The organism is Microbispora sp. GKU 823, assembly GCF_002027145.1.
GTDB lineage: Bacteria > Actinomycetota > Actinomycetes > Streptosporangiales > Streptosporangiaceae > Microbispora > Microbispora siamensis.
In genome coordinates, this window is record NZ_MWJN01000035.1 from 35,538 (window position 1) to 61,759 (window position 26,222).

Below are 26,222 nucleotides of genomic sequence, written 5' to 3' on the forward strand. Positions count from 1 at the left end.
CTTGATCGCTTCGCTCCCGCGCACTCCTCAGTCCAGACCGGCGGCGCGCCCCTCCGGCTCGCTCGGTGTCTTCGGCTCGCTCGGTGGGGCCACCCTCGCCGTCAGCGGTCCCTTGGGTCATCGCATCGAGCCTTCGGGGTCGAGGTCGGCGTCCTGGGCGAGCAGTTCGCGATACTCCGGCACGGCCGACAGCAGGTCGCCGTGGCGGCCGACGTGGGTGACGGTGCCGTCGCGCAGCAGCGCCACCCGGTCGGCCAGCAGCACGGTCGAGGCGCGGTGCGCCACGACGATGCCGGTTGCCTCGGCGAGCACCCGCCGCAGCGCCTCCTCGACCAGCGCCTCGGTCTCCACGTCGAGAGCCGAGAGGGTGTCGTCGAGGACGAGCACCCGCGGCCTGCCGAGGATCGCCCTGGCCAGCGCGAGCCGCTGCCGCTGACCGCCCGACAGCGACATCCCCTGCTCCCCGATGCGGGTGTCGAGCCCCCACGGCAGGTCGTAGGCGAACGTCGCTTGCGCGATCTCCAGTGCCTGCCTGATCTCCTCCTCGGTGGCGTGCCCGTGGCCGAGTGTCACGTTCTCGCGGACGCTCATCGAGAAGAGCGTCGGCTCCTCGAACGCGGTGGCGACCACCGAGCGCAGCGAGGTCAGCGACAGGTCCCGCACGTCGTGCCCGTCCACGGTGACGCGGCCCGCGGTGACGTCGAGCAGGCGGGGCACGAGCGCGGTGAGCGTCGTCTTGCCCGACCCGGTGGCCCCCACGAGGGCGACGGTCTCCCCCGGCCGCACCTCCAGCCACACGTCGCGCAGCACCGGCCGGTCGGCGCCGGGGAAGCGGAACCCGGCGCCCTCGAAGCGTACGTGGCCGCGCGGGCGCTCGATGACGGCCGGCCGCCGCTGATCGCCGGCACCGTGTCGAGCACCTCGACCACCCGGTCGGCCGAGGTCATGGCCTCCTGGCCCATGGCGAGGATGTAGCCGAGCGAGGCGACCGGCCAGACGAGCTGGAGGACCAGCGTGGTGAAGGCGACCAGGGTGCCGAGCGTCAGCGCGCCGGCGCCGACCGCGATCGCGCCGAGCAGCAGGACCAGGGCGAGCGTGACGTTCGGCACGACTTCGAGGAAGGTGAAGAACCGGGAGGCCAGCCGCACCTTCGCCAGCGAGGTGCGGCGGATCTCGCGGGCGGCGGCGGCGAAGTTCGCGAAGACGTGCTCACGCCGCCCGAACGCCTTGACCGTGCGGATCCCCACGGCCGACTCCTCGACCAGCGTGGCGAGGTCGCCCTGCTGGTCCTGCACCTGCCGGGAGATGACGATGTAGCGCCGCTCGAACCGCAGCGACAGGACCACGACAGGGACGGCGGAGACGGCGACGAGCAGGCCCAGCGGCCAGTACATCCGCAGGAGCACCACGGTGACCGCGGTGAGCTGCAGGATGTTCATGATCAGGAACAGCACGCCGAAGCCGAGGAACCTGCGGATCGTCGACAGGTCGGTCGTCGCCCTGGACAGCAGCTGGCCCGACTGCCATCCGTCGTGGAAGCTCATCGGCAGCCGCTGGAGGTGGCGGTAGAGGTCGTCGCGGATCGCGGTCTCGAGGCCGAGGACCGGCCCGGCCTGGGACCAGCGGCGGACGAACGTGAGGACCGCCTCGGCGATGCCGAGGCCGAGGGCCAGCAGCCCGAGCGGGACCAGCCCCCCGAGGTCCCCGTGGGCCACCGGGCCGTCGATGATCTCCTTGCTCACCAGCGGGATCACCGTGCCCGCGGCGATCCCGAGCAGCGCGGCGAGCCAGGACACCACCAGGCTGGGCACGTACGGGCGCAGGTAGGACCGCAACCGCCACAGCGAGCGCCACGTCGACCGGCGGACAGTGTCGTCCCTTGCGTCGGGCCCGGGTTCCTGAGGGGAGTCCATCAACGGGCGCAGCGCTCCTCCGGCGTCTGACAGGAAAGGTCGACTCGCTCCTGCCATGCTCCGTCGAAGGGCGCCGCGCCTTCAAGGGGTTTTCCCCCTCCGCCGGGTGTCCCAGGCCGCGAGGCCCGGGAGAACCCGGCCGCCGGGGTCAGGTCGACGGGTGGGCGACCGCCGAGCCGATGGTGTGGACGCGCAGGGCGTTGGTGGAGCCGTGGTTGCCGGGCGGCGAGCCGGCGACGACGACGACCTTGTCGCCCTTCTCGCAGACGCCGAGCGACAGCAGCGAGGCCTCCACCTGCCGCACCATGTCGTCGGTGTGGTGCACGAACGGCACCTCGAACGTCTCCACTCCCCAGGTCAGCGCGAGCTGGCCGCGCACCTGCGGGTTGGAGGTGAACGCCAGCAGCGGGATCGGCGAGCGGTAGCGGGCCAGCCGCCGGGCGGTCTCGCCGGACATCGTGAACGCCACCAGGGCCTTGGCCCCGACGATCGCGCCGACCTCGGCGGCGGCACGGGCGATGGCCCCGCCGGTCGTCTCGGGCAGGCGCTCCAGCGTGTGGGTGGCCTGCAGCGTGGTGCCCTCGGCGGCGACCGCGATGCGGGCCATCGTGGAGACCGACTCGATCGGGTAGTTGCCGACCGAGGTCTCGCCGGACAGCATGACCGCGTCCGCGCCGTCCATCACCGCGTACGCGACGTCGGACGCCTCGGCGCGGGTGGGCCGGGGGGGCGCCCATCATCGAGTCGAGCATCTGGGTGGCCACGATGACCGGGTGGGCCTTCTCCCGGCACAGCTCGATGATGCGGCGCTGGACGATCGGCACCTGCTCCAGCGGCAGCTCGACGCCGAGGTCGCCGCGGGCGACCATCACGCCGTCGAAGGCGTCCACGATCTCCTCGAGGCGGTCGACCGCCTGCGGCTTCTCGATCTTGGCGAGGAGCGGGAGCCTGACGCCCTCCTCCTCCATGATCGCGTGGACGAGCGCGGCGTCGTCCGGCGACCGGACGAACGACAGGGCGATCATGTCGAAGCCGGTGCGCAGCGCCCAGCGCAGGTCCTCCTCGTCCTTCTCCGTGAGCGCCGGGGCGCTGACGGCGACGCCGGGGAGGTTGAGGCCCTTGTTGTCGGAGATCATGCCGCCGATGACCACGCGGGTGACGACGCGCGGCCCCTCGACCGCGGTCACCTCCAGGTTCAGCCGGCCGTCGTCCACGAGGATCGTGTCGCCGGGCTTGACGTCGCCCGGCAGGCCCTCGTACGTCGTGGAGACGATGTCCCGGTCGCCGGGGACGTCCTCGGTCGTGATCGTGAAGACGTCGCCGTAGCCGAGCCGTACGGGACCGGAGGCGAAGCGTCCGACGCGGATCTTGGGGCCCTGGAGGTCGGCGAGGACGCCCACGGCGCAGCCCAGCTCGTCGGCGGCGGCTCTGACCCGGTCGAACACCTCCTTGTGCAACTCGTGGCTGCCGTGCGAGAGGTTGAAGCGGGCGACGTTCATGCCCGCCTTGATGAGCTCGCGTAGGCGCTCCGGCGAGGAGGTGGCGGGCCCGAGGGTACAGACGATCTTTGCTCGACGACTCACAGCACTACCCTAATTGGTACAGACCACTTGCAGTGACGGCGCACACAGCTGTCGCCAAATGTTCAGACACTTCACGCGATCATCCGCGTGCCCTAGCCTTGGCAGCCATGGGACGTACCCGGACCTGGGGGGTAATAACGGCGCTGTTCACCCTGGCCGCGTGCGGAGGCCAGGGTACCGAATCGGCCGCGCCGCCGACGGGTGTTTCGGTGTCGCTCAACCAGTGGCGCAGCGACGAGACGTCTCACGACCTGGAGGTGTCGGTGCGCAACGAGACCGGCACGCCGGTGCGCTTCCAGGACGTCCAGCTCGTCACCGCCTCGTTCGCGACGCTCCCGCCGACCCGCGTGGACACCACCCTCGGCAAGACGCCGCGCACGGACCTGCGGATCCCGTACGGCGAGGCGCGCTGCGACCCGGCGAAGATCCCGCCGGTGCGCCCGGCCACGGTGGTCGCGCACATCCAGGTCGGCGACGGGGCGTCGCGCAAGGTGGAGTTCCCGGTCCACCACCCCGATCCCACGCTGGACGGGCTGGTGAAGGCCGAGTGCGGGGCCTACATCCTGCGCCAGTCGGTGGACGTGACGTTCGGGGACACCTGGACCCGGGTGGGCCGGACCCTTCACGGGAACCTCGTCGTCACCAGGAAGGGCGGCTCGGAGCAGGTCACGATCGACGAGCTCGGCGCCACCACGCACTACACGATGCTCCCCCGCTCCGGGAAGCGCCGGCCGGTGGCGGTGCTCGCGGCGGACGCCACGCGGCTGGAGATCCCGGTGGAGGTCACCCCCATGCGCTGCGACTGGCACGCGTTCGCGGAGGCCAAGAAGGCCTACCTGTTCCCGGTCTACGGCACCGTGGGCGGCGGCGAGAAGCGCTACCTCATCGCGACGCCTCCGGCTCCGGTGCAGCGGACGTTCCTGTCGTACGCGCAGGACGTGTGCGGCGTCGGCGGATCCTGATCGCGAGGCCCGCCCAGGAGGCGAGCACGACGGCGATCACCGCCAGCCGCACGTGCCAGACATACGCCTGCGGGTAGATCACGCCCTCGATGTAGGTGTCGATGAAGCCGCCGGGCAGCAGGCCGCGCTCCCCCGCCCTGGCCCTCCCCCAGTTCTCCAGCGCGGTCAGCGGGCACTCCACGAGCCCTGAGAGCTGCACCAGCCCCCAGGCGCACAGCGCGAGGTGCGGCCAGATCAGCCGGGGCCGCCACCAGGCGAGGAAGCCGCCCAGGGCGATGTAGGCGATGACGAGGAAATGCGCCACCATCGTGGCCTGCCAGACGAGCCGGTAGATCATGGTCTGCCCTCCTCCGCGAAGGAGGGTAGGCCCGCCGTGGCCCGCCGGACATCCGGCGGGCTACTCAGACACGTACTCAGGCGGCGACGAGCCCCAGGAAGAGGCTCAGGGCGCGACGGTGGCGGCCCGGGCGGCGTCGACCAGGCCGTGGCCGAAGAAGCCGTTCTTCGCCGTGGGCCCCTCGCAGACCTGGCTCTCGCCCGTGCCGTAGCGGTAGGTGCGGGGCGCGGGGCAGCCCTTCGGGGTCGCCGTGGCGTAGAGCATGCGCTCCACCTGCGCGGGGTCCATCTGGAGCCCGCCCTTGCCCGGCTTGCCGAACCGGCCGATGATCAGCGCCGCCACCCCGGTGACGTGCGGCGCGGCCATGGACGTGCCCTCCAGGTACTGGTAGTAGGCGCACTTGCCGTCGTGGCAGTCGCGGATCACCGAGGACGTCTTCGGCGTGCCCGCGGCGTCGACGAGGCCCTTGGCGCGCAGGACGTTCTCGGGGACGGCGGCCAGGATCTCCCGGCTCGCGCCCTTGAGACCGGTGCCGCCGTCGAACATGTCGCCGCCCGGCGCCGCGATGTCGGTCTGCTCGACACCGTAGTCGGAATACGACGCCTTCTGCCCGCCGGGGCCGACGGAGGACACCGAGATGACGCCGTCGAGCTCGGCCGGGACGCTGAGGCAGGTGTTGTCGACGGACCGCTTCTTCTCCGAGCCCTTCGGGAAGTCGGGGCTGGAGGTGTCGTTCTTCACCTTGCCGAGGTCGAGGCCCTCGTTCCCGATCGCGGTGACGAGTGTGACGCCGTGCGCGCGTGCGTACTTGACCGCGCGGCGCATGCCCTCCAGGATCGCCCGCTGCTCCAGCCGCTCCCTGTTCGTGTCGCTCGCATTGTTCGCGCAGTTGAACGCCCAGGGGTCGACGAAGAAGCTCATGTTGACCACGTCGACGCCGACGTCGGCGGCGTACTCCAGGGCGTCCATCGTGGGCTTGAGGAAGAAGAAGCCCGAGTCGGTGCCGGCGCGGAGGTTGACCAGCGACACGTCGGGGGCGACCCCGCTGACGCCGATGCCGTTGATCGGCGAGCCGATCGTGCTCGCGACGTGGGTGCCGTGGCCGTCGTCGTCGACGTCGGCCGGGTCCTTGCAGCCCTTGTGCTCACAGGGCCCGTCGAGCGGCTTGCCGTTCTCGTCGGTGGGCTCGTCGACGACGAAGTTGCGGCTGAGCGCGCGGTTGAAGTTGGGCGCGATGTCGGGGTGCTTGCCGTCCACGCCGGTGTCGATGACGCCCACGAGCACCTTGTGGCTGCCCCGGGCCTTGGCGTACGACCCGGTGGGGGTGGCGCCGATCATCTTCATGTCCCACTGGCGGCCCGAGAGCGGGTCGCCGCCCGGCACCGACCGGACGTGCTCCGCATGCCGGGCGCCGGAGGTGACGGGCGCGCCGGCGGTCTTGCCGATGGGACGGTCGAGCGTGACGCCGACCACGGAGGGGTCGGCGCCGATCTTCTCGGGGTCGGACGCGCGTACGACGAGGTAGCCGAGCTTGTCGTCCCTCCCTTGGATCGTTCCTCCGGCCGCCTCGGCCGCCCGCTCCGCGGTGGCCCGGTGACCGTCGGTGTAGAAGACCAGGTAGTTCCGCGCGGGCTCCGACGCGCTCGCCGCCCCCGGCAGGCCCGCGGCCCCCAGCCCGCCGAGCATGGTGATGGACATGATGGCCCCGGCGAGCCGCCCCCGTGCGTACAACGATCCTCCTCGGTTGCGGGCCCCTGGTGCGGAGGCCCCTCGATCCGGGCACAGCATCCTCCCGGCGGCCGCACGCGCTCGCAACCCGGCCACCGAACTGGATATGCCCGTTTTATCCCGTACACCCCGACCGCCGTGGTCCGGTCCCCTGGGACCACGGCGGCGGGTCACCTCTCAGACGAGGGGCCTCGCGGTCGGCGGAATGGGAACGGGCAGGACGGTCCGCCCGCTCAGGTAGCGGTCCACCGCCGCCGCGGCCGACCGGCCCTCGGCGATCGCCCACACGATCAGCGACTGGCCCCGGCCCATGTCGCCGGCCGCGAACACGCCCTCGACCGACGTCTCGTACGACGCGTTCCTGGCCACGTTACCCCGGGCGTCGAAGAACGACTCGGGGTCGCCGGACAGCGCCGCGAGATCGTTCAGCAGCGGGCCCTTCTCCGGGCCGAGGAAGCCCATCGCGAGCGTCACCAGCTCGGCCGGGATCTCCCGCTCGGTGCCGGGGATCGGCTTGAACCCCGCCGCCGGGCCCTCGACCTCGACCAGGCGCAGCGCCCGCACGTTGCCCTCGTCGTCGCCGACGAACTCTGTGGTGGACACCGCGTACACGCGGTCGCCCGCCCCGGCCTCCAGCTCCTCGTGCGCGCTCTCCATCTTGAACAGCATCGGGTACGTCGGCCACGGCTGGCTGCCCGGACGGGTCGCCGGCGGCTTCGGCATGATCTCCAGCTGGGTGACCGACAGGGCGCCCTGGCGGATCGCCGTGCCGATGCAGTCGGCGCCGGTGTCGCCGCCGCCGATCACGACGACGTGCTTGCCCTCGGCCGAGATCGGCGACTCGGCGTAGTCGCCCTCCTGTGTCTTGTTGGCCGGCGGGAGGTACTCCATCGCCTGGTAGACGCCCTTGAGCTCACGGCCGGGCACCGGCAGGTCGCGCCAGGCCGTGGCCCCGCCCGCCAGCACGACGGCGTCGAACTCCTCGCGGAGCCGGGCCACCGTGACGTCCACGCCGACGTTGACGCCGGCGCGGAACTCGGTGCCCTCGGCCTCCATCTGGGCGAGGCGGCGGTCGACGTGCCGCTTCTCCATCTTGAACTCGGGGATGCCGTAGCGGAGCAGCCCGCCGATCCGGTCGGCCCGCTCGAACACGACCACGTCGTGCCCGGCGCGGGTGAGCTGCTGCGCGGCGGCGAGGCCGGCCGGCCCCGAGCCGACGACCGCGACCTTCCTGCCCGTCTTGGCGGCGGGCGGCTGCGGCGTGACCCAGCCCTCGGCGAAGGCGCGGTCGACGATCTCGACCTCGACCCGCTTGATCGCGACGGGGTCGGAGTTGATGCCGAGGACGCACGCCGACTCGCACGGCGCCGGGCACAGGCGGCCGGTGAACTCCGGGAAGTTGTTGGTCGCGTGCAGCCGCTCGATCGCCTCACGCCAGTCGTCGCGGTAGACGAGGTCGTTCCACTCGGGGATGAGGTTCCCGAGCGGGCAGCCGTTGTGGCAGAACGGGATGCCGCAGTCCATGCAGCGGGCCGCCTGCTTGGTGAGCGCGGGCCGGGGGAAGTCCTCGTAGACCTCGCGCCAGTCGCGGATGCGAACGTCGACCGGGCGGCGCGCCGGCAGCTCGCGCCCGTGTGTCAGGAACCCCTTCGGGTCAGCCAACGGTGTTACCCCCCTCTATCCCTGCGTGGAAACGGTCATGGAGACGGTCGCGATGATCCGCATCGGCGTCACCCGTGGGCGGCGGCCATGACCGCCTCGTCGATGTCGCGGCCCTCGGCCTCGGCGGCGGCCCTCGCCTGGAGGACCCGCTTGTAGTCGGTCGGCATGACCTTCCCGAACCGGCCGAGCGCGGCGTCCCAGTCGGCGAGCAGCGCCTTGGCCACCGTGGACCCGGTCTCCGCGAAGTGCTTCTCGACGATCTCCCGCAGGAACTCGGCGTCGTCGTCGTCCAGCGCCTCCAGCTCGACCATCTCGCGGTTGACCCGCTCGGGCCGCAGGTCGAGCACGTACGCGACGCCGCCCCGACATGCCGGCGGCGAAGTTGCGGCCGGTCGGCCCGAGGACGACGGCCCGGCCGCCGGTCATGTACTCGCAGCCGTGGTCGCCCACGCCCTCCACGACGGCGGTCGCGCCGGAGTTGCGCACGCAGAACCGCTCGCCCACGATGCCGCGGACGAAGACCTCGCCGGACGTAGCGCCGTACAGGCCGACGTTGCCGGAGATGACCTGCGTCTCGGCCTCGAACGGCGCGTCGGGGTGCGGGCGGACGACGATCCGGCCGCCCGACAGGCCCTTGCCGAGGTAGTCGTTGGCGTCGCCGGTCAGCCGCAGCGTGACGCCGCGCGGCACGAACGCGCCGAACGAGTTGCCCGCGGAGCCGGTGAACGACACGTCGATCGTGTTGTCCGGCAGGCCGGCCCCGCCGTACCGCTTGGTCACCTCGTGGCCGAGCATGGTGCCGACCGTGCGGTTGACGTTGCGGATGGGCAGCTCCAGCGTGACCGGGTCGCCGAAGTTCAGCGCGCCCTCGGCGAGCTGGATCAGCGTGTTGTCCAGCGCCTTGTCGAGCCCGTGGTCCTGCTCGACGACCTTGCGGCGCGGGGTGCCCTCGGGCAGCTCCGGCTGGTGCAGGATCGGCGCCAGGTCGAGGCCGGAGGCCTTCCAGTGCTCGACCGCCTGGGTGGTGTCGAGCAGGTCGGCCCGCCCGATGACCTCGTCGAGCGAGCGGTAGCCGAGCTCGGCGAGGTACTCGCGCACCTCCTGGGCGATGAACTCGAAGAAGTTCACCACGAACTCGGGCTTGCCGGTGAACCGCTTGCGCAGCTCGGGGTTCTGGGTGGCCACGCCCACCGGGCAGGTGTCGAGGTGGCAGACCCGCATCATGACGCAGCCGGAGACGACCAGCGGAGCGGTGGCGAAGCCGTACTCCTCCGCGCCGAGCAGCGCCGCGATGATCACGTCGCGGCCCGTCTTGAGCTGGCCGTCTGCCTGGACGACGATGCGGTCGCGCAGGCCGTTGAGCAGCAGCGTCTGCTGGGTCTCGGCCAGGCCGAGCTCCCAGGGGGCGCCCGCGTGCTTGACCGAGGTCAGCGGGGAGGCGCCGGTGCCGCCGTCGTGGCCGGAGATCAGCACGACGTCGGCGTGGGCCTTGCTGACGCCTGCCGCCACGGTCCCGACCCCGACCTCGGCGACCAGCTTCACGTGGACGCGGGCGCGCGGGTTGGAGTTCTTCAGGTCGTGGATGAGCTGGGCCAGGTCCTCGATCGAGTAGATGTCGTGGTGCGGCGGGGGCGAGATGAGGCCGACGCCGGGCGTGGAGTGCCGGGTCTTGGCGATCCACGGGTACACCTTGTGACCGGGCAGCTGGCCGCCCTCGCCGGGCTTGGCGCCCTGCGCCATCTTGATCTGCAGGTCGTCGGCGTTGACCAGGTATTCGCTGGTCACGCCGAAGCGGCCGGAGGCCACCTGCTTGATCGCGCTGCGCCGCTCGGGGTCGTGCAGCCGCTCCGGGTCCTCGCCGCCCTCACCGGTGTTCGACTTGGCGCCGAGCCGGTTCATCGCGATGGCCAGCGTCTCGTGCGCCTCCATCGAGATGGAGCCGTACGACATGGCGCCGGTGGAGAACCGCTTGACGATCGACTCGACCGGCTCGACCTCCTCGATCGGCAGGGGCGCGCCGCCGGGACGCAGCTTGAACAGGCCGCGCAGCGTCATGAGCTTCTCGGACTGCCCGTCCACCAGGGACGTGTACTCCTTGAAGATCTCGTAACGCCGGGTGCGGGTGGAGTGCTGCAGCTTGAAGACGGTGGTCGGGTTGAACAGGTGCGGCTCGCCCTCGCGGCGCCACTGGTACTCGCCGCCGACCTCCAGCCGCCGGTGCGGGTTCTCCGCGCGGGGGTAGGCCCGCGCGTGCCGCTCCAGCGCCTCCTTGGCCAGCACGTCGAAGCCGACGCCGCCGAGGCGGGAGGTGGTGCCGGTGAAGCACTGGTCGATGACCTCCGCGCCGAGGCCGAGGGCCTCGAAGATCTGCGCGCCGGTGTAGGAGGCGACCGTGGACACGCCCATCTTGGACATGACCTTGAGCACGCCCTTGCCGTACGCCTTGATCAGGTTGCGCACGGCCTTGCGCGGGTCGAGGTCGAGCTGGCCGGTGGCGATCATGTCCTCGACCGTCTCCAGCGCGAGGTAGGGGTTGATCGCGCTCGCGCCGTAGCCGATGAGCAGGGCCATGTGGTGGCACTCGCGGGCCTCGCCGGTCTCGATCACGAGGCCGACCCGGGTGCGGGACTTCTCCCGGATGAGGTGGTGGTGCACCGCGCCGGTGAGCAGCAGCGACGGGATCGGCGCCTTCTCGCGGGACGACCCGCGGTCGGACAGCACGATGATCCGCGCGCCGTCCTCGATGGCCCGGGAGACCTCCTGGCGGATCTCCTCGAGCCGCCGCACCAGCGCCTCGCCGCCGCCGGCCGCGTCGAACAGGCCGGACACGACGTACGGCTGGAAGCCGGGCAGCGCGCCCTCGTCGTTGATGTGGATGATCTTGGCGAGCTCGTCGTTGTCGATCACCGGGTAGGGCAGCACGAGCCGGCGGCACGAGGCCGGGCCGGGGTCGAGCAGGTTGCCCTCGGGGCCGATCGTCGACTGCAGCGAGGTGACGAGCTCCTCGCGGATGGCGTCCAGCGGCGGGTTGGTGACCTGCGCGAACAGCTGGCTGAAGTAGTCGAACAGCAGCCTCGGCTTCTCGCTCAGCACCGCCACCGGGGTGTCGGTGCCCATCGAGCCGATCGGCTCGGCGCCGTTCTTGGCCATCGGCGTGAGGATGACCCGCAGCTCCTCCTGGGTGTAGCCGAAGGTCTGCTGCCGCTTGACCAGCGCCTCGTGGGTGGGGTGCTCGTGCTCGCGCTCGGGCAGCTCCTCGAAGCGGACCAGGCCCGCGTGCAGCCACTCGCCGTACGGCTCGGCGGCGGCGAGCTCGGCCTTGATCTCGTCGTCCTCGATGATCCGGCCGCGCGCGGTGTCCACCAGGAACATGCGGCCCGGCTGCAGGCGGCCCTTGCGGACGACCTTCTCCTGCGGGATGTCGGACAGCACGCCCGCCTCGGAGGCGAGCACGACCAGGCCGTCGTCGGTGACCCAGAACCGGCCCGGGCGCAGGCCGTTGCGGTCGAGGACCGCGCCGACCAGCGTGCCGTCGGAGAAGGTGATGGACGCGGGGCCGTCCCACGCCTCCATGAGAGTGGAGTGGAACTCGTAGAAGGCCCGGCGGGCCGGGTCCATCTCGGTGTGGTTCTCCCACGCCTCCGGGATCATCATCAGCACGGCGTGCGGCAGCGACCGGCCGCCGAGGTGCAGCAGCTCCAGCGTCTCGTCGAACGAGGCGGTGTCGGAGCCGTCGGGGTCGCAGATCGGGAACAGCCGCCGCAGGTCGCCCGGGATCAGGCCGGTGGCGAGCATGGCCTCACGGGCGCGCATCCAGTTGCGGTTGCCGCGCACGGTGTTGATCTCGCCGTTGTGCGCGACGTACCGGTAGGGGTGGGCCAGCGGCCAGGAGGGGAAGGTGTTGGTCGAGAAGCGCGAGTGGACCAGCGCGATGGCGCTGACGTAGCGCTCGTCGGACAGGTCGGCGAAGAACGGCTCGACCTGCAGCGAGGTCAGCATGCCCTTGTAGACGATGGTCCGCGAGGACAGCGAGGAGAAGTAGACGTCCGCCTCGTGCTCGGCCCGCTTGCGGAAGGCGAACACGATCCGGTCGAGGTCGACGCCGGTCTCGCCGCCGGGCGAGGTCACGAACAGCTGCGCGAAGTGCGGCATGACGGCCCGGGCGGTGGCGCCGGGCAGGTCGCGGTCCACCGGCAGGTCGCGCCAGCCGAGGATCGTCACGCCCTCCTCGGCGGCGATCTGCTCGATGAGGCCGATCGCGGTCTGCCTCGCCTGCTCGTCCAGCGGCAGGAACGCGGCGCCCGCGGCGTACGCGCCCTCGGGCGGCAGCGTGAAGTCCACGACGGCCCGGAAGAACGCGTCGGGGATCTGGGTGAGGATGCCCGCGCCGTCGCCGGTGTCCGGCTCGCTGCCGCTGGCACCCCGGTGGTCGAGGTTGCGGAGCGCCGTCAGTGCCTTGGCGACGATGTCGTAGCTGCGGCGGCCGGCGACATCGGCCACCATGGCTACGCCACAGGCGTCGTGCTCGAATCCGGGGTCGTAGAGTCCCTGGGGCTCGGGGAGACCTCCGGGAAGGCCAAGGCGGGCAGCAGGCATGTAGTCACTCCCGTCGTCAACGTCTGCGTGGAACAGAGGGACGACGCTGGCCCTGCTGCGGTTGTGGTCCTTAGAGATTACAACACGCTGCCGGAATAGTGCCCCCCAGGTCCGCTTCGCGAACCTTCACAGGTCAGCGCCGTGGATATGGTTTGCGCATGGGTGGTCATGAGGCGATCGACGAACTGCTGGCGGAGGCCGGCGTGGACGGCCTGCGCCTGCGCGGAGCGCTGGCGCTCCTGGCCGGCGGCCGCTGGTGGACCCTGGCCGACCTGGTCAGGGAGACCGCGACGTCGCGGCGGACGATCGAGTCGCTGCTGCGGGTGCTCCCCCTTGAGCACAGCGGCGACCGCGTCCGTATTCCCATTGATCAGGTCAACCGCTACAACGTCGGGGTAGATGCGGATATTTCCGGTCTTGGGAATCCGGTCGCCGGAATGGTCGCGGAGCACGCCGAGACGCTCGGACGCCTGGAGGCGCTGATCGCCGAGGCTCCCCGGGGGCGGCACGCGCTCGACCACGTCTCCGCTACCGCCGAGACCGTGCTGCGCCGCGCCCTCCTGCTGGGGCGAAGGTTCTGGCTGCCCGGCGCCCGCCTGCTGTGCGTCGGCGACCACGACCTGACCTCGCTGGCCGTGCGGATGGTCCACCCCGAGGTCGAGGTCGCCGTGGCCGACATCGACGACCGCATCCTGGAGTACATCGACGCCCAGGACCTGGGGGTGCGCACCCGCTGGGCCGACCTGCGCCTCGGCCTGCCGCCGTCGCTGCGCGGCTGGGCCGACCTCGCGATCACCGACCCGCCGTACACGCCCGAGGGGATCGGGCTGTTCGCCGCCCGCGCCGCCGAGGGCCTGCGCGACCGCGAGCAGGGGCGGATCCTCGTGGCGTACGGCGCCTCCGAGCGCACTCCGATGCTCGCACTGAAGGTGCAAAAGGCCCTCTTCGACCTCAACCTGCTGCACGAGGCGATATTTCCGCACTTCAACCGGTATCTCGGGGCGGAGGCGATCGGCAGCGCGGCGGACCTGTACGTGCTGCGGCCCACCACGAAGACGTGGCCGGCGATCGCGCCCGGCTCGACCGCCTCGCCACGGCCATCTACACGCAGGGGCCCCAGGCCGTCGAGTCCGCCCCGGCGGCGCCGCCGGACGAGGCGGCCGTGACCGCGTTCGGGCCGGGCCTGCTGGCCGGCGACTGGCCACGCGGCCTGCTGCCGCAGGTGCCGCGCACCCGGCTCGCCACCCTGCTGGCCAAGCCGTACGCCGCCGACCCCGAGCGGGTGGCGATCGCCGTGCCGGCCGGGCTGGAGGCGGCGCTGCCCCGCCTGCTGCTCGCGACGCGTGCCCGGCACGTGCGCGTGCTCACCGCGGGCCCTGTGGTGGACACGGTGGCGGACCTGCCCGCGCTCGCCGCGCTGCTCGCCCCCGTGTATCGCCTGACCGCCGAGGGCCACGTCCTCGACGCCGTACGGCTCTCGCCCCCGGACGGCGGACCGGACCGGGTGGTGCGCAGGATCATGGACAGCGCCCACGGGAAGGTCGCCAACGCCTGGCGCGAGGCACTGACCGAGACGGCCGGGCTCACCAAGCGGCAGGCCAGGGCCGCCGTCGAGGAGGCCGCGCCGTGGGCCCTCGACGCCACCCCGCTGGAACTCCCCCTCCACCGCCTCGCCGGGATGAGGGCGCGGATCGGCGCTCCCGCCACGGCCTGATCAGACCGGGCACCGCGCGGGCATATCGGGCCGGCCTAGCGGGCGGCGGGCACCGACGGCTGCGCGGACGTGCTCGCCGCGGGCGCGGACACGGTAGGAGAGGCGCCGGGATCGGAGGGAGGCTCCTCGGCGGGCTGGGCGGTGTCGGCCGGGCCCGCCGGTTGCGCGGGGTCCGACGGCACCCCGGCCACCTTGACCACACGGCGGAAAACCGCCTTCTCGGTCTCCCGCACGGCCAGGCCGAGCATGATGAAGTCGTCCTTCTCCCCCGGTTCCGCGCCGTCGGCGCGGCCGATCCAGGCCACCCCGAGGTAGTGCCCGAGGACGTAGGCGTTTCCCTCGCTGTAGGCGCCGAACTTCGCCCGCGGCGACTCCAGCGGCTGCACCCAGGCGCCCCGGTAGAGCGACGCCAGCGACTTCGCCAGCGACTCGGCCGCGGCGACGTCCGCGAGGTTGAACAGGGTGTACTGCGCGACGTACACCCCGTCGGCGGTGGCGTACAGGCCGCGGACGGCCTGGCTGCACCCGGCCTCGGTCAGGGCGTCGGCGAGGTCGGCTCCCCACACGGCGCCCGTGCAGGCCTGGTCCAGGCGGCCGGCCAGCCGGCGCAGCGTGACCTTCCCGGCCGTGACCGTCCGTGCGCCGAACACCTCCTGGACGGTCAGCGGCGCGCTGTCGGCCTTCCGGTCGCCGATCGGGGCCAGTTCCTTCACAGACGGCCAGGACTGGAAGGACGCGGGCAGGCCCTCCCCCGACATCTCGCCCGACGCCTGCACCGGCTGCGACTGCCGCCGCCGATCGCGTTGACCACCAGCGTCAGCACCAGGGCGATCGCCAGCACTCCCACAGCGGTGACCGACCACACGACCACACGCTGCTGCCGGTCGTCCAGCCCCAGCTCGGCCAGGGCGGCCCCGGTCCGCCCCTCGGCCGGCGCGGACGACCGGCGCTTGCGCTTGGTCATAGACCGCCGGTTCCAATCAGCGAGCCCAGGCCCCAGGTCAGCGCCGCCGCCACGGCCCCCACCACGAGCTGGCGCAGGCCGCTGAACCACCAGCTGCGGGCCGTCACCCGGGAGACCACGGCGCCGGCGACGAACAGCGCCACCATCGACACCGCGGCGGAGATCCACAGCCCCCGCACGCCCAGCAGGTAGGGCAGGAGCGGGATCAGCGCGCCGATGCTGAACGACAGGAACGACGACACGGCGGCCAGCACGGGCGAGGGCAGGTCGTCGGGGTCCACGCCCAGCTCGGCCCGCGTGTGGACCGCCAGGGCCTCCTCCGGGTTCCGGGAGATCTGCCGGGCCACCTCCCTGGCGGTCTCCGGGTCCACGCCCCGCTGCTCGTACATCCGGGCGAGCTCGGCCTCCTCCGCCTCGGGGTGCCGCTCCAGCTCCCGGCGTTCGACGTCGATCTCCGCCTGGGCGAGCTCGCGCTGGCTGGCGACAGACACGTACTCGCCGCCCGCCATGGAGAACGCCCCGGCGGCCAGGCCGGCGATGCCGGCGAGAGCGACGATCCGGGTCTCCGCGGTGCCGCCGGCGACGCCCGCGATCAGCGCGAAGTTGGAGACCAGTCCGTCCATCGCGCCGAAGACGGCCGGGCGTAACCAGCCGCCGTTGACGTCCCGGTGCTCGTGGTGGATCTCGGCCCGCGCCCCCGTCGTGGCCTTCGTCATCGCTGGCCGGCCTCCGGTTCCGCCGCCGGGCCGTCGCTCGCGCGCCCGCTCCCGCGGTCGCCGTCTGCCTGCCGGAGCCCGCGTCGCCGCCCGGTGACGGGTCGTCGTCGCCGCCTCGTGCCTCCCGGTCCTGTGCCTTCTCGTCCCGCTCGTCCTCACGCAGGAGTTCCGGCTCGTCGGCCTGGTCCCGCCCGTGGGCGGGGTCGGAGAGGTCTCCGCCGGTGTCGCCGGTCGCGCCCAGCGGCTCCTCGCCCGTACGGTTGCGGGCCAGCCAGAGGTACGCCAGCGCGCACAGGAAGATGACGATCGAGGTCCACTGGTTCAGCCGCAGGCCGAGGATGTGGTGGGCGGGGTCCACCCGCAGCCCCTCGATCCAGAACCGGCCGAGCGTGTAGCCCGCGACGTACAGCGCGAACACCCGGCCGTGCCGCAGGCTGAACCGGCGGGCGGCCAGGATCAGCACGCCGGCGAGCGCGAGGTCCCACAGCGACTCGTACAGGAACGTCGGGTGGTAGGTGGTCGCGCCGGGGACGGTGCCCGGGCGGCCCGGATCGATCTCCAGGCCCCACGGCAGGTCGGTGGGGCCGCCGAACAGTTCCTGGTTGAAGTAGTTGCCCCACCGGCCGATGGCCTGCGCCACGGCCACGCCGGGGGCGAGGGTGTCGGCGACGGCGGTGAAGGAGATGCCTCGACGGCGGCACGCGATCCACACGCCGAGCGCGCCGAGGGCGATCGCGCCCCAGATGCCGAGGCCGCCCTCCCAGATGAACAGGGCGTCGATCGGCCGCTTGGGCGCTTCGGAGCCGAAGTAGATCTGCCAGTCGGTGATGACGTGGTAGAGACGTCCGCCGACGAGGCCGAACGGCACGGCCCAGACCGCGAGGTCGGTGATCGTCCCGGGGGCGCCGCCACGGGCGCGCCAGCGGCGTTCGCCGATCCAGACGGCGACGATGACACCGAGCACGATGCACAGCGCGTACGCGCGGATCGGGATCGGTCCGAGATTCCAGACCCCCTGTGACGGGCTGGGAATCGAGGCGAGGAGGGGCATGTAACGTGACGTTACCGCAAGACAGGGCGGGCCCGGAGCGAGGCGCGGGCATCCGTCCCGCGACCTGCGCCGACCGTCCGCCGCACCCCGCTCAGAGCCCGTCGTCCGGCGTCTCGCGGAGGGCGGCGAGGCGTGCCGCGAGGTCCCCCAGGCCCGGGTGTTCGCCGAGATCCACCAGCCCCAGCCAGCCGAGCGCGGCGACCGCTTCGGGGTCCCGGGCGCCGAGGACGCCGCCCACGAGCGCCGCGACCGTGTCGGCGTCCCCGCCGAGCGACACGGCGTACGGGAGCGCCGCGGCCAGGTCCGGGGCCTCGCGGATCACGTGGACCACCGCGGCGGCCGTCTCCACCGCGTCCAGGGAGACGCCCTCGGTCGGGGGCGACCACCGGCCGCGTGCGGCGTCCACCACGCGTCCATCGGCCCGTGGTGCTCACCCGCCCAGCGGGCCTCGGCCGCCGCCACGTCGAGCAGATCGGGCGCGCCCGCGCCCTCCACCGTGTCCTCCACCGCGGACGACGCCATGGCCGCGATCACGCAGGCCGCCGCCACGGCCGCCGGCGCCCGGTGCGTCGCGGCGGACAACGCCTCGCACAGGCCACGGCGGCGTTCCGGCCGGTCGGGTGGCACGGCCCAGCCGACCGGGGCGATGCGCATGGCCGCGCCGTTGGTGGGCAGGTCGCCGGCCGAAGGCACGGGGAGCTCTCCCGTGGCATGGAAGTACGCGAGGGCCCGCCGCGTCGTCGGCCCGAGGCCGCGCACCCCGGGGGCCGCGTCGGCCAGACGGGCCAGGAAGTCCATGGAGCCGGGCCGCCCTCCCGTGTCGGCCAGGCACCGGGCGACCAGCACCATCTGCGCGGTGTCGTCGGAGGTCGAACCGCGCGGCCACCCCCGGTCCGGCGCCGGCAGCCGCACGACCTCGGCCGCGTCGATGCGCTCCGGCGGGCGGCCCTCCCAGGGCACACCGAGCGCGTCGCCCGCCGCGAAGGCGATCATCGCGCCGTGGATCCTCCTCGCGGCGCCGGAGAGTTCGGTGAGTCGAGGCCGGTCGTCGTACGGCATGCGGGCATGCTAACCACGGCCGCGACGGTGAAACCCGGCGAGAACGGCGGGAATGCCCGTGCGTCAGGCCGCGCCCACCGCCTGTGGAACGTGCGTGCGGCCGTCCAGAGGCTCGCCGGGAAGCCTCAGAGCTGCTCACGCACGCCCGCCTCCGCGCCAGTCCCTTCGTCTGGTCGCGCAGGTCGCCCCGGACCCGCGGCGGGCACCCAGCCGAGCTCCATGGCGGCGAAGGCGGTCATGGCCAGGGCGAGACCGAGGAACCCCAGCGGCAGCGGGCTTCCCATGGGCCGCAGGACGACACGGACGACGCCGTCCTGTCCGCCGGCCTGCTCCCCCGGGAGGTCGCGCCCGCTCATCGGCCCGGCGGCGCCGCTCCGCTGCGGCCTCGCCGTACCGTCACGACCGGTTGTCCGGCTCTTGGGTGCGGCTGTCGAACTCGGTGTGGCCGTTGGGGCACTTCGGAATCGTGTCGCCCTCCTGGACCGACACCTTCTCGCCGCAGACGGCGCAGTGGAAGACGCCGGTCTTGCGGGCCTTCTCACCGGTATGGGCGGGCACGGCGCCTCCTCGCTCGGCTCATCGCGGCGGAACCGCCCGGGGCGGGCGCGGGCGGGGCTCCGGTCGGAGCGGCCTGTCCCCGCCCTGTGCGGAGCTTGCGACATCGCGCTCGATACCCCCGTCAGGGGAGAGCCACGCGGCTTTTGCCCGATTCTTGGCGACGGGCGGGGCGCGGGACGGCCCGCGTGGGGCCGTCCCCGCGGGAGATCACTTGCCGGCGCTCTCCACCGCGTCACGCAGCGAGTTCGGCACGAAGGCGACGTTGGTGTCGAGCTCCTTGCCGTTGAGCTTGACGGTCGGCGTGCCGGTCAGCTTCTGCGCGCTCATGGTCTGCGCGGAGAACTGCTGGTGCGCGGCGACGTTGCGCTGCTGCCGTACGCAGTTGTCGAAGTCCTCCGCGGTGACTCCGGCTTCCTTGCCCCACTTGATCAGCTCGTCGATCGTGAAGCCGGTCACGGTCTCGCTCGGCTGGTTCTTGTAGAGCTTGTCGTGGAACGCCAGCCACTGCCGGCCGTCCGTGATGCAGCGGGCGGCGGAGGCCGCGCGCAGCGAGTTGCCCTTGGTCGGCTCCTGCGTGAAGATCGTGATCGGGTGGTAGACGACCTTGGCCTTGCCCTCGGCGGCCAGGTTCTTCAGCGTGGACCCGCTGGTCTCCTCGAACTGCTTGCACGCCGGGCACTGGAAGTCCTCGAACACGTCGACCACGGGCGCGGTCACGCCGGACTTGGCCATCACGACCGTCCCGTCCTTCTCCACGGTGACGGGAGCGGCGTTCCCGGAGGTCTCCTCCGCGGTTCCCTGCTGCACCGACCACACCGTGAAGGCGACGGCGATCACGACGATCACCGCGATGGTGGCGATCATCGTGATGCGCTTGCGCTGCTCCTGCTTGCGCAAGGCCTCCCGCTGGGCCGCGATCCGGGCCCTGGCCGCCTCACTCGTCCGCTTGCTCACGAAGCTTCCCCCCTGGCTTTGCTTACCGGTTCCGTTCGCGCACTACCGTCGGCCCCGCGCGGCCTGGGGCGGTAGGGCCGAAGGACCCGTGATCGGTCGCCTGCTCGGCGACGTCGTCCCCGATCACAGACCGTCGTCCTCGCCGCCGTCCGAGCCGTCCTCGTCCGCCGTCTCCCGCTCCCCCGTGAAGCCCAGCGCGGAGTCCAGCGACAGGCGGCTCGCCGGCCTGACCACGATCCACGCCGCACAGACCAGCAGCCCGAGGTCGCGCATCAGCTCCCAGAAGTAGTTCGGGTCCTGTCCCGCGGCGAGCGTGCCGTCGCCCCCGAAGCAGCCGCAGTCGATGCGCAGCCCCCTGGCCCAGGCCGACACGATGCCGATGACGAACGCCACCATCAGCACCCCGCCGACGGCCGCCGCCGCGCGCGTGAACAGGCCGACGAGCAGCAGCAGGCCCGTGATGATCTCCAGGACCGGCAGGCCGTATCCCACGACCTGCGCGACGGAGTCGGGCAGGAGCTGATAGGCCCGCACCGCCTGCACCGACAGCGCGGGCGCTCCGATCTTGAGCGCCCCGGCGACGATCAGTACGCCGGCGAGCACGACCCGTGCGGCGGTCGTGACCCAGGAGAGCACGGGTTTCGCGGGCTGTAACCGTTCGGACACCGAGGCGCCGGATGCCAACTGAACCATGAGTCTCCTCGCCCGGTAGGCAACACCGACTGAACAGTACCGGGACCCAACCTCACCATGTGCTGGATAAGAGCATGGTAAGCCGCCTTATCTTGGCTGCTCGCGGCGCATGTACGGGAAGGAAACCCCAGGGCGGCTCAGCGCCGGACGCCCCGGGCGAGTTCGGACGCGAGCTCGCGTACCGCCGCAAGACCGGACTTCTCGTCCGGCGCGTCGAGCAGGCGCCGGATGAAGGCGGACCCGACGATGACGCCGTCGGCGTACGCCGCGACCTCGGCGGCCTGGGCGCCGTTCCCGACGCCGAGCCCGACGCAGACGGGCAGCGACGTGTTCGCCTTGGTCCGCTTGACCAGGCCCTCCGCCGACGAGCTGACGGTCTCCCTCGCGCCGGTCACGCCCATCAGCGAGGCCGCGTACACGAAGCCCGTGCAGCAGGCGGCGACCCGGGCGATGCGCTCGTCCGGCGAGCTGGGCGCGACGAGGAAGACCGTGTCGATCCCGGCCTCCTTGCTCGCGGCGAGCCAGGGCTCGGACTCCTCGGGCGTCAGGTCCGGCGTGATGGTCCCGACGCCGCCCGCCGAGGCGAGGTCGCGCGCGAAGCGCTCGGCGCCGTAGCGGTCGATCGGGTTCCAGTACGTCATGACCAGCGTCGCGGCCCCCGACTTCGCCACGCCCTCGACGGTGCGCAGCACGTCGGCGATGCGGGTGCCGTTGGTCAGCGACCGGTGCACCGCGTCCTGGATGGTCGGGCCGTCCATGAGCGGATCGGAGTACGGCAGGCCGATCTCGATCACGTCGCAGCCGGCCTCGACCATGGCCGTCGCCGCGGCGACCGCGCCGTCCTTGGTCGGGAAGCCGGCCGGCAGGTAGCCGACCAGCGCGGCCCTGTCCTCGGCGCGGGCCTTGTCGAACACCGCGTGGAGTGTCGTCATCGGGATGCCCTATCGATGCTGATCAGAGGTTGAAGTACTTCATTGCGGTGCCCATGTCCTTGTCACCGCGGCCCGACAGGTTCACCAGGATGACCGCGTCCGGGCCGAGCTCGCGGCCCAGCCGCAGCGCGCCCGCGAGCGCGTGCGAGGACTCGATGGCCGGGATGATGCCCTCGGTGCGGGCCAGCAGGGCGAAGGCCTCCATGGCCTCCTCGTCGGTCACGCCCTCGTAGGTGGCCCGGCCGGTGTCCTTGAGCCACGCGTGCTCGGGGCCCACGCCCGGGTAGTCGAGACCGGCCGAGATCGAGTGCGACTCGATCGTCTGGCCCTCCTCGTCCTGCAGGACGTAGGTGCGGGCGCCGTGCAGCACGCCGACGCTTCCCTCGGTCAGGGTCAGCGCGTGCTCGCCGGTCTCCACGCCCCGGCCGCCTGCCTCGTAGCCGTACAGCCGGACGCCCTCGTCCTCGATGAAGGCGTGGAAGACGCCGATGGCGTTCGAGCCGCCGCCGACGGCGGCGCAGACCGCGTCGGGCAGCCTGCCGGTGAGCTCCAGCACCTGGCGGCGCGCCTCGACCCCGATGATCCGGGCGAAGTCCCGGACGATCTCGGGGAACGGGTGCGGCCCGGCGACCGTGCCGAACAGGTAGTGGGTGTGGTCGACGTTGGTGACCCAGTCGCGGAACGCCTCGTTGATGGCGTCCTTGAGGGTCTGGCTGCCGTTGGTCACCGGCACGACCGTCGCGCCGAGGAGCTTCATCCTGGCGACGTTGAGCGCCTGGCGCTCGCAGTCGACGGCGCCCATGTAGATGACGCACTCCAGGCCCATCAGCGCCGCGGCGGTGGCGGTGGCGACGCCGTGCTGCCCGGCCCCGGTCTCCGCGATCACGCGCCGCTTGCCCAGCCGCTTGGTCAGCAACGCCTGGCCGAGCACGTTGTTGATCTTGTGGGCGCCGGTGTGGGTCAGGTCCTCGCGCTTGAGCAGGATCCGCGCGCCGCCAGCGTGCTGGGCGAAGCGCGGCACCTCGGTCAGCGTCGTGGGACGGCCGGCGTACGTGCGCAGCAGGTGGTCGAACTCGCGCAGGAAATCCAGGTCGGTCTTGGCCTTCTCGTACTCCGCGGCGACCTCGTCGAGGGCCGGGATCAGGGCCTCCGGCACGTACCTGCCGCCGAACCTGCCGAACTTGCCGTGGACGTCGGGGTCGTTCCCGTGGACGCCGTTGCCGGCCAGATCGGCGGGGGTGATGATGGTCCCTTCCGTCGGGGTCACGCGGCCTCCCTCTGCAGCGCTGTCGTTCACGAGTGCCTCTCGGAGCCGGTGTCCTGCCGCGAGGCCGGGTGGGCGCCCGCGGTCACCAGGTCGTTGACCGCCGCCTTGGGGTCCCTGCCGGTGACCAGGCTCTCGCCCACCAGCACGGCGTCCGCCCCCGCCCGCGCGTACGCGAGCAGGTCGTGCGGACCGCGGACGCCGGACTCGGCGATCTTGATGATGCCGTCCGGCACCTTGGGCGCGAGCTTGGCGAACACCTCGCGGTCCACCTCGAGCGTCTTGAGGTCGCGGGCGTTGACACCGATGATCTTCGCGCCGGCGTCGACCGCGCGGACGAGTTCCTCCTCGGTGTGCACCTCGACGAGCGGGGCGAGCCCGATCGACTCGGCGCGCTCGATCAGCGAGACGAGCGCCTGCTGGTCGAGGGCGGCCACGATGAGCAGGGCGAGGTCCGCGCCGTGCGCCCTGGCCTCCCACAGCTGGTAGGAGGTGACGATGAAGTCCTTGCGCAGGACGGGGATGTCCACGGCCGCGCGCACGGCCGCGAGGTCGGCGAGCGTCCCGCCGAACCTGCGCTGCTCCGTCAGCACGCTGATGACGTGGGCGCCGCCCTCCTCGTAGTCCGCCGCGAGGGCGGCGGGGTCGGCGATGGCGGCCAGCGCGCCCTTCGAGGGGCTCGACCGCTTCACCTCCGCGATGACCGACACCCGGTCGCCGCCGAGCGCGGCGTAGGCGTCCCGGGGCTCGGGGGCACGGGCGGCGAGCCGCTTGAGCTCCTCGATCGGCACGTTGCGCTGCCGCTCTTCGAGGTCCTCCCGCACGCCCAGGATGATGTCCTCAAGAACACTCACGCGTCCTCCTCGCCTTCGGCTCGGAGCTCGCGCGATTTGCCTGTCCGCTCGCTCACGCGTAAGGGTCCCTCCGGTCGGCTGCTCTGCGTGTCCTGCCCTGCGATGGTATCGGCCCGTCTCGCGTCGGGCCGCCACCGGGTCGATTCACGGTGCGAGGAAATGCCCGAAAGGCGTATTACGCACCACCCAGAAGACGGCCGCGACGGCGAGGAGTCCCCACAGGTACGCGGGGCGCGCGATGTCCGGGCGCACGGGCCGTCCCTGCCATGATCGTAACGCCCAGCGGGCCCACAACGTGATTACGACAGGGACGCAGAAGACAAAGAGCAGGTTCATCCGCGCCGCCCCGGCGAGGTCGGCGTGGGCGAGGTCGTGCACCGCGCGCAGCGCGCCGCACCCGGGGCAGTACAGGCCGGTCAGGTAATAGAACGGGCAGACGGGGTAATGACCCGGCTCGTGCGGGTCCACCACCGCCAGGTACGCCACCGCCCCGGCGAGAACCGCCGCGGCGCCGAACGGCGCGCGCAGCGACCACACCCGGTCCCACGCGCGCCGTCCGGTGACGTCCATGAAGGTCAGCCTAACGCGGGGCGCGCACGACCACGGTGCCGACGATCTTGTCGGCGAAGGTCTGCCGCTTGGCGTCCCACAGCGGCCACAGGTAGCCGATGTAGCAGGGCAGGCCGTCGACGACGTGGCAGATGTACCGGACGACGGCCATGCCGAAGCCGATGTACTCGCCGGTCTGCTCCTTGACCGTCTGGATGCCGACGGCCTTCTTGCCCACCGTCTGGCCGGTGGTGCCCTCCTTGTACTTCAGCCACAGGCCGAGGCCGATCGCCACGACGAAGCCGAGGAGGTAGATGATCATGCCGATTCCGCTGCCGCCCGAGGAGGTCATCTCACCCGTGTTCGGGTCCACCTGGATCGAGCTGGCGGTCATGGAGCCGCCGATGGCGTAGAGGATGCCGGACGGGACGCCGACGAGGAGGCCGTCGATCAGCGTGGCGCCGACGCGCAGGCCCCAGTGCGCGAACTCGGGGGCCGGGTAACCGCCGGGCGGGCCGTAAGCGCCGCCGTACTGGGCACCCCCGGGCGGAGCCGGGTACGAACCCTGCGGCGGCGGGTAACCACCCTGCGGGTAGCCACCCTGCGGCGGGGGATACCCGCCCTGCGGGCCGGGCTGGTTCTGGGGGTAACCACCCGGGTTGTAGCCCGGGTCGTTGCCGTACGTCATGTGGTACTCCTGCGTGAGTGGGGAAAGGAGTCTCGGATCTTTTCAGCGCGACGAGACCGGAGACGCCCCCGAAGATCCGCGGAGCACCGCATGGAGACGGGCCGGGGATGCCGGGGAGGAGCGACGCGACGACCATGCCGTTCCCGCCGGCGCCGGAGGGTGGCCGGCGCCGGTGCGGACCGGCCAGGGCCGGTGACGACGGCCGCCGGAGGCCGGCTGCCGGTCACCCCGGCGGGGCGGGCAGCCGTGGCCGCCTGTGCCGCCCGGCCGACTCCCGTGGCTCATTCGGTCTCCTGTGAGGTGATCAGAGGTCGGCGCGAAGCCTACCGGCAGCGGGGCGGCCGGCCGGTGGAAATCGGCTTTGTGGACAATTTGTAATCTGAGGTGGGAACGGTCCAACACGCCCCGGAAAGGGCGCTGTCCCGCGGTCGACCGGTCAGGCGGTGGGGTCCTCGCCCTCGTCGATCGCGTCCCACATCGCCCTGTCGGCGTCCTTCACCCGGGCGGCCCCGCCCGTGCCCGCACGCCCGGCGCCCCGCTCGTACCTGCTCGACATGCCGGGCCAGCGCACGCTCAGGGCCGCCGCCACCGCGCCCGCTCCGGCCAGGACGAGCCCGCCCGCGGCGGCCAGCACCGGCCAGACCCAGGCGCGCGACTCCACGGAGATGTGCCCGGAGGACGTCAGCGCGGTCGTCATGTGCTGCGCGGCCGCGGCGGCGATCGTCCCGCCGCGCGTGCCGTCCCACGCCCCGGCCGCGACCGCCGCGCCGAGGAGGGCGACGACCACGCTCGTCACCCGCCGCGCGACGCCACGGGTCGCCAGCACGGCCAGCACGGCGGCGAGCGCGGCCAGCGCCGCGGGGGTGAGCCAGGCGACCAAATCGTCGCCGGTGAGGGGAGCCGCCGCCCCGCTCCGGCGGGGCTGCCCGCCGTGCCGAGTGTGACCCACACCCGGCCGGCGGCCAGCAGCGCGAGCCCGCCGCCCACGGCGCAGGCGGCCAGCCAGACGAGCAGCGAGCGCCGCGCCGTGCGCGCCTGGTCGCGGGCGGGCGCGGGGGCGGTCACGGCGCGCCGCTCACGTCGAGGACGTCGGCGTCGAAGCAGGTGCGGTCGCCCGTGTGGCAGGCCGCCCCCACCTGGTCGACCTTGAGCAGGATCGTGTCGCCGTCGCAGTCGAGCGCCACGTGCTTGACCCACTGCACGTGGCCGGAGGTGTCGCCCTTCACCCAGTACTCCCCCCGGCTGCGGGACCAGTAGGTCGCCCGGCCGGTGGTGAGCGTGCGGTGCAGCGCCTCGTCGTCCATCCAGGCGAGCATGAGCACCTCGCCGGTGTCGTGCTGCTGGACGATCGCGGGCACCAGACCGTCCGGCGTGCGCTTGAGCCGGTCGGCGATCTTCGGGTCGAGGGCCATGAGGCCAATTGTGCCGCAGGTCCCGGCCGCCCC

25 protein-coding genes and 2 pseudogenes are annotated in these 26,222 nt (G+C 72.4%); 3 read left to right on the plus strand and 24 right to left on the minus strand.

The features are described from left to right. Positions 1–117: 117 nt before the first annotated feature. The 3 genes and pseudogenes from B1L11_RS51345 to pyk form a co-directional block, all read right to left on the minus strand. Positions 118–759, minus strand: a complete 642-nt coding sequence (locus tag B1L11_RS51345; RefSeq protein WP_256862713.1) for an ATP-binding cassette domain-containing protein — start codon at positions 757–759, stop codon at positions 118–120. Then, a complete protein-coding gene (locus B1L11_RS51350; RefSeq protein WP_256862714.1) occupies positions 645–1,913 on the minus strand; it encodes an ABC transporter ATP-binding protein in 1,269 nt (422 codons plus the stop codon). The genes B1L11_RS51345 and B1L11_RS51350 overlap by 115 nt, the downstream gene beginning before the upstream one ends. Before the next feature lie 148 nt (positions 1,914–2,061). Beyond that, a pseudogene (gene pyk / locus B1L11_RS19795) lies at positions 2,062–3,496 on the minus strand (pyruvate kinase). Between the two features lie 107 nt (positions 3,497–3,603). Between pyk and B1L11_RS19800 the strand changes: the two are divergent. Beyond that, complete coding sequence (locus B1L11_RS19800; RefSeq protein ID WP_143737393.1) at positions 3,604–4,458, plus strand: hypothetical protein; 855 nt, start codon at positions 3,604–3,606, stop codon at positions 4,456–4,458. Here the strand turns inward: B1L11_RS19800 and B1L11_RS19805 are convergent. The 4 genes from B1L11_RS19805 to gltB form a co-directional block, all read right to left on the minus strand. Next, positions 4,379–4,795 carry a DUF2784 domain-containing protein gene (locus tag B1L11_RS19805; RefSeq protein ID WP_079315861.1) on the minus strand — a complete coding sequence of 139 codons (417 nt, stop codon included), beginning with the start codon at positions 4,793–4,795 and terminating at the stop codon, positions 4,379–4,381. The two genes, B1L11_RS19800 and B1L11_RS19805, sit on opposite strands and share 80 nt — an antisense overlap. A gap of 105 nt (positions 4,796–4,900) precedes the next feature. Then, entirely contained in the window at positions 4,901–6,526 is a 1,626-nt protein-coding gene (locus B1L11_RS19810; RefSeq protein WP_256862715.1) for a S8 family serine peptidase, read from the minus strand. 174 nt (positions 6,527–6,700) lie between these two features. After that, complete coding sequence (locus B1L11_RS19815; RefSeq protein WP_079315862.1) at positions 6,701–8,185, minus strand: glutamate synthase subunit beta; 1,485 nt, start codon at positions 8,183–8,185, stop codon at positions 6,701–6,703. A gap of 15 nt (positions 8,186–8,200) precedes the next feature. Beyond that, entirely contained in the window at positions 8,201–12,781 is a 4,581-nt protein-coding gene (gene gltB / locus B1L11_RS19820; protein ID WP_372974701.1) for a glutamate synthase large subunit, read from the minus strand. A 158-nt stretch (positions 12,782–12,939) separates the two neighbouring features. Between gltB and B1L11_RS51355 the strand changes: the two genes are divergently transcribed. Then, complete coding sequence (locus B1L11_RS51355) at positions 12,940–13,947, plus strand: bis-aminopropyl spermidine synthase family protein (RefSeq protein ID WP_256862716.1); 1,008 nt, start codon at positions 12,940–12,942, stop codon at positions 13,945–13,947. Beyond that, positions 13,944–14,495 carry a hypothetical protein gene (locus B1L11_RS51360; RefSeq protein ID WP_256862717.1) on the plus strand — a complete coding sequence of 184 codons (552 nt, stop codon included), beginning with the start codon at positions 13,944–13,946 and terminating at the stop codon, positions 14,493–14,495. Before B1L11_RS51355 ends, B1L11_RS51360 begins: the two co-directional genes overlap by 4 nt. Before the next feature lie 35 nt (positions 14,496–14,530). Here the strand turns inward: B1L11_RS51360 and B1L11_RS19830 are convergent, their stop codons facing one another. The 17 genes and pseudogenes from B1L11_RS19830 to hisI all read right to left on the minus strand — a co-directional run bounded on the left by B1L11_RS19830 (position 14,531) and on the right by hisI (position 26,189). Beyond that, positions 14,531–15,253 (minus strand): hypothetical protein, encoded by a 723-nt coding sequence (locus B1L11_RS19830; protein ID WP_143737394.1) that lies wholly within the window; start codon positions 15,251–15,253, stop codon positions 14,531–14,533. Next, positions 15,205–15,459, minus strand: a complete 255-nt coding sequence (locus tag B1L11_RS46960) for a hypothetical protein (protein WP_179155226.1) — start codon at positions 15,457–15,459, stop codon at positions 15,205–15,207. Before B1L11_RS46960 ends, B1L11_RS19830 begins: the two co-directional genes overlap by 49 nt. Then, entirely contained in the window at positions 15,456–16,175 is a 720-nt protein-coding gene (locus tag B1L11_RS19835; RefSeq protein ID WP_079315864.1) for a VIT1/CCC1 transporter family protein, read from the minus strand. The genes B1L11_RS46960 and B1L11_RS19835 overlap by 4 nt, the downstream gene beginning before the upstream one ends. A gap of 331 nt (positions 16,176–16,506) precedes the next feature. Next, positions 16,507–17,226, minus strand: a pseudogene (gene lgt / locus B1L11_RS19840) (prolipoprotein diacylglyceryl transferase); the annotation flags it as partial. Between the two features lie 91 nt (positions 17,227–17,317). After that, complete coding sequence (locus tag B1L11_RS45395; RefSeq protein ID WP_179155229.1) at positions 17,318–17,548, minus strand: ADP-ribosylglycohydrolase family protein; 231 nt, start codon at positions 17,546–17,548, stop codon at positions 17,318–17,320. Next, complete coding sequence (locus B1L11_RS19845; protein WP_143737396.1) at positions 17,545–18,285, minus strand: ADP-ribosylglycohydrolase family protein; 741 nt, start codon at positions 18,283–18,285, stop codon at positions 17,545–17,547. Before B1L11_RS19845 ends, B1L11_RS45395 begins: the two co-directional genes overlap by 4 nt. 125 nt (positions 18,286–18,410) lie before the next feature. Beyond that, on the minus strand, positions 18,411–18,641 hold the full coding sequence (locus B1L11_RS19850; protein WP_079315865.1) for a hypothetical protein: 231 nt from the start codon (positions 18,639–18,641) through the stop codon (positions 18,411–18,413). Between the two features lie 40 nt (positions 18,642–18,681). Beyond that, the gene (locus B1L11_RS19855) at positions 18,682–18,843 is read right to left on the minus strand and encodes an alpha helical protein (RefSeq protein ID WP_079315866.1); all 162 of its coding nucleotides are present in this window, start codon (positions 18,841–18,843) and stop codon (positions 18,682–18,684) included. Between the two features lie 207 nt (positions 18,844–19,050). Beyond that, complete coding sequence (locus B1L11_RS19860; protein ID WP_079315867.1) at positions 19,051–19,797, minus strand: thioredoxin domain-containing protein; 747 nt, start codon at positions 19,795–19,797, stop codon at positions 19,051–19,053. A 123-nt stretch (positions 19,798–19,920) separates the two neighbouring features. Beyond that, complete coding sequence (locus tag B1L11_RS19865; protein ID WP_079315868.1) at positions 19,921–20,490, minus strand: DoxX family protein; 570 nt, start codon at positions 20,488–20,490, stop codon at positions 19,921–19,923. Positions 20,491–20,627: 137 nt separating this feature from the next. After that, on the minus strand, positions 20,628–21,422 hold the full coding sequence (gene trpA / locus B1L11_RS19870; protein WP_079315869.1) for a tryptophan synthase subunit alpha: 795 nt from the start codon (positions 21,420–21,422) through the stop codon (positions 20,628–20,630). A gap of 22 nt (positions 21,423–21,444) precedes the next feature. After that, entirely contained in the window at positions 21,445–22,650 is a 1,206-nt protein-coding gene (gene trpB, locus B1L11_RS19875; RefSeq protein WP_256862720.1) for a tryptophan synthase subunit beta, read from the minus strand. A gap of 65 nt (positions 22,651–22,715) precedes the next feature. Next, positions 22,716–23,540, minus strand: coding sequence for an indole-3-glycerol phosphate synthase TrpC (trpC, locus tag B1L11_RS19880; protein WP_143737397.1), 825 nt, complete (start codon positions 23,538–23,540; stop codon positions 22,716–22,718). Between the two features lie 144 nt (positions 23,541–23,684). Beyond that, positions 23,685–24,110, minus strand: a complete 426-nt coding sequence (locus B1L11_RS19885) for a DUF2752 domain-containing protein (RefSeq protein WP_079315872.1) — start codon at positions 24,108–24,110, stop codon at positions 23,685–23,687. 10 nt (positions 24,111–24,120) lie between these two features. Next, positions 24,121–24,777, minus strand: a complete 657-nt coding sequence (locus B1L11_RS19890) for an RDD family protein (protein WP_079315873.1) — start codon at positions 24,775–24,777, stop codon at positions 24,121–24,123. Between the two features lie 436 nt (positions 24,778–25,213). Then, positions 25,214–25,726 (minus strand): Trp biosynthesis-associated membrane protein, encoded by a 513-nt coding sequence (locus B1L11_RS19895; protein ID WP_179155230.1) that lies wholly within the window; start codon positions 25,724–25,726, stop codon positions 25,214–25,216. Between the two features lie 112 nt (positions 25,727–25,838). Next, positions 25,839–26,189, minus strand: coding sequence for a phosphoribosyl-AMP cyclohydrolase (hisI, locus tag B1L11_RS19900; RefSeq protein WP_030509961.1), 351 nt, complete (start codon positions 26,187–26,189; stop codon positions 25,839–25,841). Positions 26,190–26,222 lie beyond the last annotated feature (33 nt).

Excerpts from the sequence above, each read along its gene's own strand:
- B1L11_RS51350 (WP_256862714.1), bottom strand. The coding sequence starts at position 1,913 with ATGGACTCCCCTCAGGAACCCGGGCCCGACGCAAGGGACGACACTGTC.
- B1L11_RS19800 (WP_143737393.1), top strand. The coding sequence starts at position 3,604 with ATGGGACGTACCCGGACCTGGGGGGTAATAACGGCGCTGTTCACCCTG.
- B1L11_RS19805 (WP_079315861.1), bottom strand. The coding sequence starts at position 4,795 with ATGATCTACCGGCTCGTCTGGCAGGCCACGATGGTGGCGCATTTCCTC.
- gltB (WP_372974701.1), bottom strand. The coding sequence starts at position 12,781 with ATGCCTGCTGCCCGCCTTGGCCTTCCCGGAGGTCTCCCCGAGCCCCAG.
- B1L11_RS51355 (WP_256862716.1), top strand. The coding sequence starts at position 12,940 with ATGGGTGGTCATGAGGCGATCGACGAACTGCTGGCGGAGGCCGGCGTG.
- B1L11_RS19830 (WP_143737394.1), bottom strand. The coding sequence starts at position 15,253 with ATGTCGGGGGAGGGCCTGCCCGCGTCCTTCCAGTCCTGGCCGTCTGTG.
- B1L11_RS46960 (WP_179155226.1), bottom strand. The coding sequence starts at position 15,459 with ATGACCAAGCGCAAGCGCCGGTCGTCCGCGCCGGCCGAGGGGCGGACC.
- B1L11_RS19835 (WP_079315864.1), bottom strand. The coding sequence starts at position 16,175 with ATGACGAAGGCCACGACGGGGGCGCGGGCCGAGATCCACCACGAGCAC.
- B1L11_RS19845 (WP_143737396.1), bottom strand. The coding sequence starts at position 18,285 with ATGCCGTACGACGACCGGCCTCGACTCACCGAACTCTCCGGCGCCGCG.
- B1L11_RS19850 (WP_079315865.1), bottom strand. The coding sequence starts at position 18,641 with ATGAGCGGGCGCGACCTCCCGGGGGAGCAGGCCGGCGGACAGGACGGC.
- B1L11_RS19865 (WP_079315868.1), bottom strand. The coding sequence starts at position 20,490 with ATGGTTCAGTTGGCATCCGGCGCCTCGGTGTCCGAACGGTTACAGCCC.
- trpA (WP_079315869.1), bottom strand. The coding sequence starts at position 21,422 with ATGACGACACTCCACGCGGTGTTCGACAAGGCCCGCGCCGAGGACAGG.
- B1L11_RS19885 (WP_079315872.1), bottom strand. The coding sequence starts at position 24,110 with ATGGACGTCACCGGACGGCGCGCGTGGGACCGGGTGTGGTCGCTGCGC.
- B1L11_RS19890 (WP_079315873.1), bottom strand. The coding sequence starts at position 24,777 with ATGACGTACGGCAACGACCCGGGCTACAACCCGGGTGGTTACCCCCAG.
- hisI (WP_030509961.1), bottom strand. The coding sequence starts at position 26,189 with ATGGCCCTCGACCCGAAGATCGCCGACCGGCTCAAGCGCACGCCGGAC.